We start from the raw sequence: 12,937 nt of genomic DNA on the forward strand, positions 1-12,937 counted from the left end.
GTATTATACTGGAGTTAAATGTAAAATCAGAGAGGAAAACCAATGTTAAAGATTAAAGAGTATGTAAAGGTAAAAGACCTGGAAGAGGCATATCTGTTAAATCAGAAGAAAACCGCCTGCGTACTTGGCGGTATGGTCTGGCTGAAAATGGGAAACCGCAATATCAGTACAGCCATTGACCTGTCCGGACTGGACCTGGATATGATAGAAGAAACAGAAGAGGAGTTCCGTATCGGAGCCATGACATCTTTGAGAACCCTGGAAACCCATAAAGGGCTGGATGGGTACACACAGGGAGCCGTGAAAGAGAGTCTGCGCCATATTGTGGGAGTGCAGTTTCGCAACTGTGCCACTGTGGGGGGCAGCATTTTTGGCAGATATGGATTTTCTGATGTGCTGACCATGTTCCTGGCTATGGATTCTTACGTGGAACTGTATAAAGGCGGAATTGTGCCTTTGGAAGATTTCGCAAAGAAAAAGCCGGACAGAGATATTCTGGTGCGGGTGATTGTGAAGAAAAGACCGATAAAAACGGTTTATCTCAGCCAGCGAAACAGCAGTACGGATTTCCCGGTGCTGACTTGCTGTGTGGGACTTTTTGCAGACGGGGAAGCACGGGCAGTTGTGGGGGCCTGTCCCCAAAGAGCCGGACTGGTTCAGGATGAACAGGGGATTTTAAAAGATTTTTGCAGCAAAGATTTAAAAGCGCAGGAGCAGGCTGCAGTTTCTTTTGCACAGTATGCAAAGGAAAGGGTGAAAACAGGAGGCAATATGCGCGCTTCTAAGGAATACAGAAGCCATCTGGTGGGCGTTTTGGTGAAACGGGCGCTGTTGGCAGCAGGAGGTATGGACAATGGAAATTAAATTCTGGCTGAATGGCGAAAAAACACAGATACAGGCAGAGCCGGATGCGCTGCTTTTAGATGTGCTGCGGAGTTTAGGCTGCTATAGCGTAAAGCGCGGCTGTGAGACGGCAAACTGTGGGCTGTGTACGGTATTAATGGAAGAAAGGCCGGTTCTTTCCTGCAGTATGCTGGCAGCAAGAGCAGAAGGAAAGCATGTGGTAACGCTGGAAGGCATGCAGGAAGAAGCGAAAGAATTTGGGGATTTTCTTGCAGGGGAGGGCGCAGAACAGTGCGGCTTTTGCAATCCCGGTTTTATTATGAATGTGTTTGCCATGCTGAAAGAACTGGAAGACCCTTCTGAGGAAGAGATTCACGAATATCTGGCAGGAAATCTGTGCCGCTGCTCCGGCTTTATGGGACAGACCAGAAGTATTTTGAAGTTTTTGCAGTATAAAAAGGAAGGAGGCGCGCAGAAATGAGTTATGTAAATCAGCCTGTGAAAAAGAAAGACGCAGAGGCTCTGGTAACGGGACAACCGGTGTATACCGATGATCTGGCTCCAAAGGACTGTCTGATTGTAAAGGTTTTAAGAAGTCCCCATGCCCATGCCATGATTGAAGAAATCCGCACGGATGCGGCAAAAAAAGTGCCGGGCATTGCCTGTATTCTTACTTATGAAGACGTGCCTCAGGAGAGATTTACCTTTGCCGGACAGACTTATCCCGAACTGAGCCCTTATGACCGTCTAATTCTGGACCGTCATATCCGGTTTGTGGGAGATGCGGTGGCCATTGTGGCAGGTGAAACAGAAAAAGCAGTAGACAAGGCCATGAAAATCATCAAAGTGCGCTATGAACTTCTGGAGCCCGTACTGGATTTTCATAAGGCGAAAGATAATCCGGTGCTGCTGCACCCGGAAGAAAACTGGGAATCCAAGGTGCCTGTGGGGGCGGACAATAAGAGGAATCTCTGTGCATCTAAGGTGGAAACGCTGGGAGATGTGGATGCTGTGCTAAAAGAATGTAAATATGTGGTGGAGAAAACCTATCATACAAAAGCCAATCAGCAGGCCATGATGGAGACTTTCCGCGCCTATACGTATCTGGATTATTTCGGCAGACTGAATGTGGTGGCTTCCACCCAGGTACCTTTTCATATCCGGAGAATTTTGGGACGTGCCCTGGGTATCGGCGCTTCTAATGTAAGAGTTATTAAGCCCAGAATCGGCGGAGGCTTCGGAGCCAAGCAGACTTCGGTAGCAGAAGTGTATCCGGCTCTTGTAACCTTGAAAACAAAACGTCCGGCAAAAATGATTTTTTCCAGATATGAGTCCCAGATTTGTTCTTCCCCTCGTCATGAAATGGAAGTGTCTGTGCGTCTGGGCGCTGATGAGCAGGGGATTTTAAAAGCTATTGATATTTATACGTTATCCAATACCGGTGCGTATGGAGAGCACGGTCCTACAACGGTAGGGCTGTCCGGGCACAAGCCTCTTGGCATGTACGGAAATACAGAAGCATACCGTTTTGCTTATGACGTGGTGTATACGAACCATATGTCTGCAGGCGCTTACCGGGGTTACGGGGCGACCCAGGGAATCTTTGCTGTGGAATCGGCCGTGGATGAACTGGCAGAGCAGATGAATATGGATCCCGTGCGTTTCCGGGAAATCAATATGTCAAAAGAAGGCGGAAAATTTATCGGATACGACGGAAGTCCATGGGTAACCAGCTGTACGCTGGATCAATGTATGGAAAAGGCAAAAGCCATGATGGGATGGGACGAAAAATATCCCCGCCGGGATATGGGCAATGGAAAAGTCCGCGGTGTAGGGGTTGCTCTGGCCATGCAGGGTTCTGCCATTGCAGGCGTGGATGTAGGCGGCGCAACCATCAAGCTGGGGGAGGACGGCTCCTATACGCTGAGTCTTGGCGCTACGGATATGGGAACCGGCTGTGATACGATTTTGGCCCAGATGGCAGCAGATGTGTTGGAAACGGAACTGGAAAATATTGTAGTGTTTGGTGTGGATACGGATATTTCTCCCTATGATTCAGGTTCCTATGCTTCTGCAACCACTTATGTAACGGGAATGGCTGTGTCAGATGCCTGCGGACAGTTGAGAGAAAAAATTAAGGGGCTGGGAGCGGAAATGCTGGAATTGGCAGCAAAAGATGTGGATTTTGACGGAAAGAGAGTTTATGCACTGGATGGGGGAAGAGAAGTCTCTCTGCAGGACATTGCCGTAAGGGGAACCTGCGGAAACAATGAATCTCTCCATGTGACAGTGAACCATTCTTCTAAAATTTCCCCGCCGCCTTTTATGGTAGGTATGGCAGAAGTGGAAGTGGATAAGGAAACCGGAAGTGTGGAACTACTGGACTATGTGGCAGTGGTGGATTGCGGAACCCCGATTAATCCAAATCTGGCAAGAGTGCAGACCGAGGGTGGTCTGGCTCAGGGAATCGGTATGGCCTTGTACGAGGATATCCAATATAATGAAAAGGGACAGCTGCGGAACAATTCCTTTATGCAGTATAAGATTCCCAGTCGTACGGATATTCGGAAAATCCGGGTGGATTTTGCCCCGAGTTATGAGAAATCCCACCCCTTTGGCGCAAAGTCTATCGGAGAAATCGTTATCAACACCCCTTGTCCGGCCATTGCCAACGCTGTGTATCATGCCGTAGGTGTCCGCGTACAGGAAATGCCCATAAAACCGGAAAAAATTGCCATGGCGTTAGCTGAAAATGCAAAGTGTTAAAGCGTGAAAATGCCGAAAAATACGGAGTGAGAAAGAAGCAGAAAGTGAAAAATGCCGAATGGCAGTTAAAATTTGACTATAATTAGACGCTTTTTTGAGTATAATCACAAAGCGTCAAAAAAATCATAGTTAAGGAGAAAAAGTGATGAGTAACCACGAAAGTGAAAAGAAGATTATGTGGTACAGTCTTGCTTTTATGGCCTTTTCCACTGTGTGGGGATTCGGAAATGTCATAAATGGGTTTTCTGAATACGGCGGCTTAAAAGCAATCGTTTCATGGGCACTTATTTTTGCGGTGTATTTTGTACCATATGCGTTAATGGTAGGCGAAATGGGAAGCGCATTTAAAGATGCCGGCGGCGGTGTCAGCTCATGGATTCTGGAAACAATCGGACCGAGAATGGCTTATCTGGCAGGATGGACTTACTGGATTGTGCATATGCCTTATATTTCACAGAAGCCGAATGGTTCTGTTATTGCGGCAAGCTGGGCTATTTTCAGAGATGCCAGAGTCAGCCAGATGAACGTCAGAGTTCTGGCTGTTATCTGTCTGGTATTGTTCCTGTTTGCAGTATGGGTAGCATCAAGAGGTATCGGAGTACTGAAGAAACTTACTTCTTTAGCAGGTTCTACCATGTTTGTTATGTCTCTGCTGTTTATCGTGATGATGATTGCAGCACCGGCTATTACAGGGGCAGATGTCAGAAATATTGACTGGTCCATCAAAACCTTTATGCCGACCTTTGACAGCAAGTTCTTCTTAAACCTGTCTATTCTGGTATTTGCCGTAGGCGGATGTGAGAAGATTTCACCTTATGTAAACAAGATGAAAAATCCTTCTAAGGATTTCTCAAAAGGTATGATTACCCTGGCCATTATGGTTACTGTGTGTGCTGTTCTGGGAACCATTGCCCTGGGCATGATGTTCGATTCCAACAACATTCCGGAAGACCTGATGACAAACGGTGCTTATTATGCATTCCAGACTCTGGGCGAATATTATCATGTAGGCGATTTCTTTGTAGTGGTATATGCCATTACAAACTTAATCGGACAGTTTGCAGTTTTGATTCTGTCTATTGATGCGCCTCTTCGTATGCTTCTGGACAGCGCAGATGAAAGATATATTCCAAAGGCTCTGTTCAAACAGAATAAATACGGTACTTATACAAACGGACACAAAATGGTTACCGTGATTGTATCCATTCTCATTGTCGTTCCGGCTTTTGGTATTGAAAGCGTAGACGTACTGGTAAAATGGCTGGTAAAAGTAAACTCTGTATGTATGCCTCTGCGTTATCTGTGGGTATTTGCCGCATACATTGCTCTGAAGAAAGCGGGAGACAAATTCCATGCAGAATACCGCTTTGTAAAGAATAAGACAGTCGGTATTGTCTTTGGTGTATGGTGCTTTGCCTTTACAGCAATCGCATGTATTCTGGGTATCTATTCCGAAGATACCTTCCAGCTGGTACTGAATATTGTAACACCGTTCGTACTTATCGGACTGGGCTTTATTATGCCGGTTATTGCAAAACGTACAAATAAATAAAAATTACAGGGGGATTGCGGCAGCAGTCCCCTGCTGTGTTTCAGGAGGTAGAAAGATGTATAAAGAAACAGCAAAAGAATTGATTCAGTTTATTGAGAAAAGCCCGACCTGCTTTCATGCAGTAGCGGTCATGAAGGAAGAACTGGAAAAGGCAGGCTATGTGGAATTAAAGGAAACGGATAAATGGACAGTACAAAAGGGTGGAAAATATTTTGTTACCAGAAATGACTCTTCGCTCATTGCCCTGGCTGTACCCGAAGGAGAGATGAAAGGCTTCCGCATTATGGCAAGTCACAGCGATTCTCCCAGCTTTAAAATGAAAGAAAATCCGGAAATGACTGTGGACAACAAGTATGTAAAGCTGAATGTGGAGCGGTATGGCGGTATGATTTGCGCCCCATGGTTTGACAGACCGTTGTCTGTGGCAGGACGTATTATTGTGAAAGAAAACGGAAAACTGGTGACAAAACTGGTAGACGTAGACAGAGATTTACTTATGATTCCAAACCTGGCGATTCACATGAACCGGGAAGTGAATGATGGATACAAGTACAATGCACAGAAGGATTTACTGCCTCTTTTCGGTGATATTGCGGCAAAGGATACGTTTATGAAGACGGTAGCCGAAGCAGCGGGTGTAAAAGCAGAGGATATTCTGGGACATGATTTGTTCCTGTATAACAGAGAAAAGGGAAGTATCTGGGGAGCAAATGAGGAATATGTTTCCATAGGACGACTGGATGATTTGCAGTGTGCCTTTTCTTCCTTAAAGGGATTCCTGGCAGGAGAGAAGCAGGAATATATGGGGGTACACTGTGTACTGGACAATGAGGAAGTAGGAAGCGGTACGAAGCAGGGGGCAGCGTCTACCTTCCTGTATGATGTGCTGGTGCGCGTTAACCGGGCTCTGGGAGGGGATTATGAGGATTACCTCAGATATCTGGCAGGCAGCTTTATGGTATCTGCGGACAATGCCCATGCAGTTCATCCAAATTATACAGAAAAGGCGGACCCGGTAAACCGCCCGTACTTAAACGAAGGTATTGTTATCAAGTACAGCGCAAACCAGAAATACTGCACAGACGGCGTTTCAGCAGCCATGTTTAAGGATTTGTGCCAGCAGGCGGAAGTTCCCTGTCAGACCTTTACCAACCGTTCTGATATTTTGGGCGGTTCCACACTGGGAAATATTTCTAACACGAAAGTGGCATTGAATGCAGTAGATATTGGCTTGCCGCAGCTTGCTATGCACTCTCCTTATGAAACAGTAGGGGTGAAAGACACGGAATATCTGATTCAGGTGGCAGAGAAATTATTTGCATAAAAAATTAAAGAGAGACGAAAAGAAGTGGAGTTCCTATTGGAACTCCACTTCCAGCATAACAGGCTGATGGTCTGTGTAGGCGAAATCCGTATTGACAACAGAAACATCAGAAACGTTTAAATTATCAGACACAATAAAGCCGTCCAGAACATACACCTGAGAAGTTTCGTAAGAGCCGGTATAGGGGGCGTTTAACAGGCGGCAGGTAGGATAGCTGTCATCGGTGGCAAAAGAAAAATGTTCCGGCAGGTCGTCCTGACCGATAGTGCCGGGAACCCAGCTTTCGCTGTTGTGTATGGGATAGGTATCCATGCCTTCAAACGTCTGGTTAAAGTCGCCTCCTGCAATGACATAATTTCCCGCAGCGTATTCCTGAGCCAGTTTTTCTGCCAGCATTTTGCTCTGGGCTGCTTTGCCCTCCCCACTGTCATAGGCTTCCAGGTGGAAATTAATCAGAACCAGTTCAGCCTCGGTACCCTTTAAAGGAATACGGGTCTCCAGCATACACCGTTTCAGATTGCAGGTTTTCACCGGCCAGGAGAAGGATTCCGGCAGAGAGATTCTGGAAGCGGAAGAAGTATGTAAATCCGTAAGCGTTAAAATTCCGCTGTTTACCTTTCCGATAGGTGGCAGGGGATAGGGAACAAAATCGCATTTAAAGTTGTAAGCCAGCACACCGTCCATGTCCAGGATATTTTCGTAATACGTTTCTTCATTCAGATGATAAGAGCGTTTGGAATCGGTGTCTACTTCCTGCAGAAAATAGGCATCTGCAGGATTGGCAGAGAGAATTTCCCCAATGCCCTTTAAGTTGTCCTCTACCTGTTCCTGACTGTCCGGCTGTACTTCATGACCGCCGTCCATGAAGAAATCTTCGGTTTTATCCAGTCCTGCGTACCCTGTGTTAAAGGTCATCACGCGGAAGGTATCTTCATTGGAAATCGTACGGACGCCGGAAGGGGGAGTCAGCGTTTCCACGGCTTTTGGACGGTATTCCCGAATGGTCAGCCAGACAATGCCGATAATCAGCAGAATTACTGCAAATAAAAGCAGAATCCCCACGGCTTTCAGGATTTTTTTTGTTTTGCTCATATGGTTACCTCCTGAATATAAAGTAAAAGCACTTTATATAGATTTTATTTTTCTCCGCTCATTGTAACACAATGCACAGAAATTGAACATGGAAAGTAAGAAGAAAGCAGGAAGATTAGAAAGATTTTAGAATTTCCCGTCTTGACAAAGACGGGCTTTGTGCTTATGATATTTTTCAGAAAAAGGTGATGAGAAAGAGGAGTACGTCTTGGAAACCGGCAGAGAGGACAATTCACCGGCTGAAAGATTGTCTGGGAGGGAAGAGACGGAAGGTAGCTTTTGAACCGGGGAACTGAAGAATCGGCTTGATACAGAAAAAAGTAGAGAAAAGGGTTTGGTAGGTTTCCACGCGTCGTCTGCGTTAAGGGACTTCAGAGTGATAAATAAAGGTGGTACCGCGATGACAGTCGCCCTTTGTAACTATTTTTTGAAAGATGGTTATGGAGGGGCTTTTTGTTTGCAGAAAATTCCAAAGCAGTCTCCAATAACCGCAAAGAGGAGGAACTATGAGCAAAGAACTTGCAAAAACTTATGACCCGAAAGGGCTGGAAGACCGTATTTACCAGAAATGGCTGGACAACAAATACTTCCATGCCCAGGTAAACAGAGACAAAAAACCATTTACCATTGTTATGCCCCCGCCAAACGTTACGGGACAGCTGCACATGGGACATGCCCTGGATGAAACCATGCAGGATATTCTCATCCGTTTTAAGAGAATGCAGGGATACGAAGCCCTCTGGCAGCCGGGAACCGACCATGCAGCTATTGCCACTGAGGTAAAGGTAATCGAGAAGCTGAAAGAGCAGGGCATTGACAAGAACGAAATCGGAAGAGAAGAATTTTTAAAACATGCCTGGGAATGGAAAGAAGAGTACGGCGGAAAAATTATCAACCAGCTGAAGAAACTGGGTGCTTCCGCAGACTGGGACAGAGAGCGTTTTACCATGGACGAGGGCTGTTCCAAAGCGGTGCAGGAAGTTTTCATCAAACTGTACGAAAAAGGCTATATTTACAAAGGCTCCAGAATCATCAACTGGTGTCCGGTATGTCAGACCTCTATTTCTGACGCAGAGGTAGAGCATGAGGACCAGGACGGATTTTTCTGGCACATCAATTATCCGGTAGTGGGCGAAGAAGGAAAATTCGTAGAAATCGCAACCACACGTCCGGAAACCCTTTTAGGAGATACTGCAGTCGCGGTAAATCCGGAAGACGAGCGTTACAAAGACCTGGTAGGCAAAATGCTGAAGCTGCCGCTGACAGAGAGAGAAATTCCGGTTGTGGCAGACGAATATGTAGACAAAGAATTCGGAACCGGCTGTGTGAAGATTACTCCGGCCCATGACCCCAATGACTTTGAGGTAGGAAAGAGACACAACCTTCCGGAAATCAATATCATGAACGATGACGCTACCATCAATGAACTGGGCGGCAAATACGCAGGTATGGACCGCTACGAAGCCAGAAAGGCCATGGTAGAGGACTTAAAGGAGCTGGGACTTCTGGTGAAAGTAGTTCCTCATTCCCATAGCGTAGGAACCCATGACCGCTGTAAGACTACGGTAGAACCTATGATTAAACCGCAGTGGTTTGTCCGCATGAAGGAAATGGGCGAAGCGGCTATTCAGACTTTACAGGACGGTAATCTGAAATTTGTGCCGGAGCGTTTTGACAAGATTTATATGCACTGGCTGGAAAATATCAGAGACTGGTGTATTTCCCGTCAGCTCTGGTGGGGACACAGAATCCCGGCCTACTACTGCGAGGAATGCGGGGAGACTGTTGTGGCAGGAGAAATGCCGGAAAAATGCCCAAAATGCGGCTGCACCCACCTGCATCAGGACGAGGATACCCTGGATACCTGGTTCTCCTCTGCACTGTGGCCCTTCTCTACCCTTGGCTGGCCGGAAAACACAGAGGAACTGGATTACTTCTATCCGACAGACGTACTGGTAACCGGATATGATATTATTTTCTTCTGGGTTATCCGTATGGTATTCTCCGGTCTGGAACAGACAGGAAAGACACCGTTCCATCATGTGCTGATTCATGGTCTGGTAAGAGATTCCCAGGGACGCAAGATGAGCAAATCCCTTGGAAACGGCATTGACCCGCTGGAAGTCATCGACAAATACGGCGCCGACGCCCTGCGTCTGACTCTGATGACAGGAAATGCGCCTGGAAATGACATGCGTTTCTACTGGGAGAGGGTCGAAGCCAGCAGAAACTTTGCCAATAAGGTATGGAATGCCTCCAGATTTATTATGATGAACCTGGAAAAAGCAGAGGTTCCGGCAGACATTGATTTATCTGTACTGACCGGCGCAGACAAGTGGATTCTCTCCAAAGTCAATACACTGGCCAAAGATGTGACAGAGAATCTGGACAAATACGAACTGGGTATTGCCGTACAGAAGGTTTACGACTTCATCTGGGAGGAATTCTGTGACTGGTATATTGAAATGGTGAAACCCCGTCTTTACAGCGAAGAAGACACCACAAAAGCCGCGGCTCTGTGGACTTTGAAGACGGTTCTGGCCAATGCATTAAAACTGCTGCACCCATACATGCCGTTTATCACAGAGGAAATTTTCTGCACTTTGTGTCCGGAAGAAGAATCCATTATGATTTCTTCCTGGCCGGAATTTACAGAAGCATGGAATTTCACAGCAGACGAAGAAGCTGTGGAAATGATGAAAGAGGCGGTAAGAAGTATCCGTAATGTCCGCACAGGCATGAATGTACCGCCAAGCAAGAAAGCAAAAGTTTATGTAGTGTCTGAAAACGAAGGGGTAAGAGAAGTATTTGAAAACGGAAAAGTTTTCTTTGCCTCTCTTGGTTATGCCAGCGAAGTGCTGGTACAGGCAGACAAGACAGGCATTGCAGACGACGCGGTGTCCGCAGTGACCTCAGAAGCTGTGATTTACATGCCTTTTGCCGAACTGGTGGATATTGAGAAGGAAATCGAAAGACTGAAAAAAGAAGAGGAAAAACTGGAAAAAGAGCTTGCGCGCGTAAATGGTATGCTGAAGAATGAACGTTTCATCAGTAAGGCACCGGAAAGCAAGGTAGCCGAAGAACGCGAGAAATTAGAGCGTTATACCAATATGATGGAACAGGTGAAGTTAAGACTTGCACAGCTTCAGCCCTGATTAAGGAGAAGAACGCTATGAAAGAAACCAGAAAGATATTAAGTATTGAGTATCTTAATATGTTTTCCGTTCCGCTGCAGATGCTGGCCGTCTGCATCGGATACTTCTTTATCGAGGCAATTTCCAGACATTCCCTCTGGGAAGCCGTGGATTTTATGAAGGAACGCCCTCTGGTGTTCCTTTATAATGCCTTTTTAATTTTTACAACAACGCTGATTGTGTATCTGTTCAGAAGAAGAGTGTTCTGGAGAACCATTCTTTTTATCTTCTGGATGGGACTGGGTATTATTAACGGTGTACTGTTGAGCAACCGTGTAACTCCGTTTACGGGACCGGATTTGCATTTGATTACCGATGCGTTTCAGATTGCGGACAGATATCTGTCCCCTTTCTTTTTCGTGGTAGTGGTCATTGTGGCAGTGCTGGCAGTTATCGGGCTCATTATCCTGTTTTTCAAAGGACCCAGATATCAGGGGAAAATGCGTTATAAGCTGAATATTCCTCTGATTGCCGTGGGAATTGCTGCTTTTGCAGGTACTACGAAGCTGGCGCTGGAAAAAAGGGTGTTATCGAATTATTTCGGAAATATCGCCTTTGCTTATGAAGATTATGGATATCCGTACTGTCTGGCTACTACAGTTTTCAATACAGGGATTGGGCTTCCAAGAGATTATTCAGAAGAAGCTGTGGAAAACATTGTGAAAAGCGAGGAAAGTCTGCCGGAAACGGGAGAGAAAAGACCCAATATTCTGTTTTTGCAGTTGGAATCCTTTTTTGACCCGGAACTGGTGGAGTATCTGAATATTTCCGAAGATCCTATTCCTAATTTCCGCAAACTTATGCAGGAATATTCTTCGGGGTATTTTAAGGTTCCTTCCGTAGGAGCCGGTACGGCAAATACGGAGTTTGAATCCATTACCGGCATGAGTATGCGCTATTTCGGACCAGGAGAATATCCCTACAAGAGTATTTTGAAGGAAACCACCTGTGAGAGCGCAGCGTACGTGCTGAAAAGTCTGGGATATGGAACCCATGCCATTCATAATAATGAGGCGAACTTCTACGGAAGAAAAAATGTATTTGCCAATCTTGGCTTTGACAGTTTTACGTCTGAGGAGTATATGTCAGAACAGGACGATACGAATCCCAATGACTGGGTGAGAGACCATAACCTGACCAAGTATATCCTGCAGGCCATGGAGTCTACAGAAGGGCCGGATTACGTGTATACCATTTCTGTGCAGGGACATGGGGATTATCCGGAAGAACCTGTGTTGGAAAATCCCAAGATTACGGTCAGCGGCGCCAGCAGTCAGGCAGAAAATTATAAATGGGAGTATTACTGCAACCAGATTTATGAAATGGACCAGTTTATAAAAGAACTGACCGATGAACTGTCCAAGCTGGACGAAGATGTGGTGCTGGTTATGTACGGCGACCATCTGCCCACCATGGGACTGACCGTTACGGATGTGAAGAATAAATACCTTTTCCAGACCGAGTATGTTATCTGGGATAACATGGGGCTGGAGAAGCAAGATAAAAACCTGGCCGCTTATCAGATGGCCGCAGAGGTCATGGACCGGGTAGGCATTCACGAGGGCAATGTATTCCGCTTCCATCAAGCCAGAAGAAATACTAAGAATTATCAGGTGGATTTGGAAATGCTGCAGTATGACATTCTGTATGGAGAGAAGTATGTCTACGGAGGCAAAAATCCTTTTGAACGGGTGAAAATGCATCTGGGTGTGGAAGATGCACAGCTTGACAGCATAGAGAAAATTTCCGACGGACAGTATTATATCAAGGGTAAAAACCTGACCCAGTCGGCCTTTTTGGAGGTCAACGGCGAACTGGTGGCAGCCAACTTTGTAGATGAGAATACGCTGCTGCTTCTGGATACAGAACTGAAGGAAAACGATACGGTGGATATTGCCATCCGAAGCAACAGTTCCACCCACAGAGTTCTCACGAGAACAGAGAAATATATTTATCATGAGCCCGCAGAGGGCAGTAACCAGGCTGTCCTGGAACCCATCCGCACCGAAGAGCCGGAGACGGAAGTGACAGAAGAGAGCCAGACGGAAAAGGAAGAATAAAGCGAAAAACTTTTTAGCAAACCGACATAATTTGCTTGCATATTGTCACCACTTCATTATAATGGTAAGTGACCGTACCGAAGGGTATGGCGCTCCATTACAGTGA

At 46.1% G+C, this 12,937-nt stretch carries 8 protein-coding genes and 1 other annotated feature; of the genes, 7 read left to right on the plus strand and 1 reads right to left on the minus strand.

The features are described from left to right. Window positions 1-42: 42 nt before the first annotated feature. The 5 genes from G5A70_RS03730 (at window position 43) to G5A70_RS03750 (ending at window position 6,485) form a co-directional block, all read left to right on the plus strand. Entirely contained in the window at window positions 43-864 is an 822-nt protein-coding gene (locus G5A70_RS03730) for an FAD binding domain-containing protein (protein WP_173748165.1), read from the plus strand. Next, window positions 854-1,324: a (2Fe-2S)-binding protein gene (locus tag G5A70_RS03735; protein ID WP_173748166.1), complete on the plus strand. Its 471-nt coding sequence runs from the start codon at window positions 854-856 to the stop codon at window positions 1,322-1,324. The genes G5A70_RS03730 and G5A70_RS03735 overlap by 11 nt, the downstream gene beginning before the upstream one ends. Next, on the plus strand, window positions 1,321-3,609 hold the full coding sequence (locus G5A70_RS03740; protein ID WP_173748168.1) for a xanthine dehydrogenase family protein molybdopterin-binding subunit: 2,289 nt from the start codon (window positions 1,321-1,323) through the stop codon (window positions 3,607-3,609). Before G5A70_RS03735 ends, G5A70_RS03740 begins: the two co-directional genes overlap by 4 nt. Window positions 3,610-3,754: 145 nt before the next feature. Further along, a complete protein-coding gene (locus G5A70_RS03745) occupies window positions 3,755-5,161 on the plus strand; it encodes an APC family permease (RefSeq protein WP_173748170.1) in 1,407 nt (468 codons plus the stop codon). A gap of 55 nt (window positions 5,162-5,216) precedes the next feature. After that, entirely contained in the window at window positions 5,217-6,485 is a 1,269-nt protein-coding gene (locus G5A70_RS03750; RefSeq protein WP_173748172.1) for a M18 family aminopeptidase, read from the plus strand. Window positions 6,486-6,518: 33 nt separating this feature from the next. Here the strand turns inward: G5A70_RS03750 and G5A70_RS03755 are convergent, their stop codons facing one another. Further along, the gene (locus G5A70_RS03755; protein WP_173748174.1) at window positions 6,519-7,577 is read right to left on the minus strand and encodes an endonuclease/exonuclease/phosphatase family protein; all 1,059 of its coding nucleotides are present in this window, start codon (window positions 7,575-7,577) and stop codon (window positions 6,519-6,521) included. 179 nt (window positions 7,578-7,756) lie between these two features. Then, window positions 7,757-7,995, plus strand: a binding site (T-box leader). A gap of 88 nt (window positions 7,996-8,083) precedes the next feature. On the opposite strand from G5A70_RS03755, the gene G5A70_RS03760 reads away from it, so the two are divergent. Both G5A70_RS03760 and G5A70_RS03765 read left to right on the plus strand, forming a co-directional pair. Beyond that, the gene (locus G5A70_RS03760; RefSeq protein WP_173748182.1) at window positions 8,084-10,732 is read left to right on the plus strand and encodes a valine--tRNA ligase; all 2,649 of its coding nucleotides are present in this window, start codon (window positions 8,084-8,086) and stop codon (window positions 10,730-10,732) included. 17 nt (window positions 10,733-10,749) lie between these two features. Next, window positions 10,750-12,831, plus strand: a complete 2,082-nt coding sequence (locus G5A70_RS03765) for an LTA synthase family protein (protein WP_173748184.1) — start codon at window positions 10,750-10,752, stop codon at window positions 12,829-12,831. Window positions 12,832-12,937 lie beyond the last annotated feature (106 nt).

Origin of the sequence: Blautia hansenii (assembly GCF_013304445.1) — a bacterium.
Taxonomy (GTDB): Bacteria; Bacillota; Clostridia; order Lachnospirales; family Lachnospiraceae; genus Blautia.

Excerpts from the sequence above, each read along its gene's own strand:
- G5A70_RS03730 (WP_173748165.1), top strand. The coding sequence starts at position 43 with ATGTTAAAGATTAAAGAGTATGTAAAGGTAAAAGACCTGGAAGAGGCA.
- G5A70_RS03740 (WP_173748168.1), top strand. The coding sequence starts at position 1,321 with ATGAGTTATGTAAATCAGCCTGTGAAAAAGAAAGACGCAGAGGCTCTG.
- G5A70_RS03735 (WP_173748166.1), top strand. The coding sequence starts at position 854 with ATGGAAATTAAATTCTGGCTGAATGGCGAAAAAACACAGATACAGGCA.
- G5A70_RS03750 (WP_173748172.1), top strand. The coding sequence starts at position 5,217 with ATGTATAAAGAAACAGCAAAAGAATTGATTCAGTTTATTGAGAAAAGC.
- G5A70_RS03745 (WP_173748170.1), top strand. The coding sequence starts at position 3,755 with ATGAGTAACCACGAAAGTGAAAAGAAGATTATGTGGTACAGTCTTGCT.
- G5A70_RS03760 (WP_173748182.1), top strand. The coding sequence starts at position 8,084 with ATGAGCAAAGAACTTGCAAAAACTTATGACCCGAAAGGGCTGGAAGAC.
- G5A70_RS03765 (WP_173748184.1), top strand. The coding sequence starts at position 10,750 with ATGAAAGAAACCAGAAAGATATTAAGTATTGAGTATCTTAATATGTTT.
- G5A70_RS03755 (WP_173748174.1), bottom strand. The coding sequence starts at position 7,577 with ATGAGCAAAACAAAAAAAATCCTGAAAGCCGTGGGGATTCTGCTTTTA.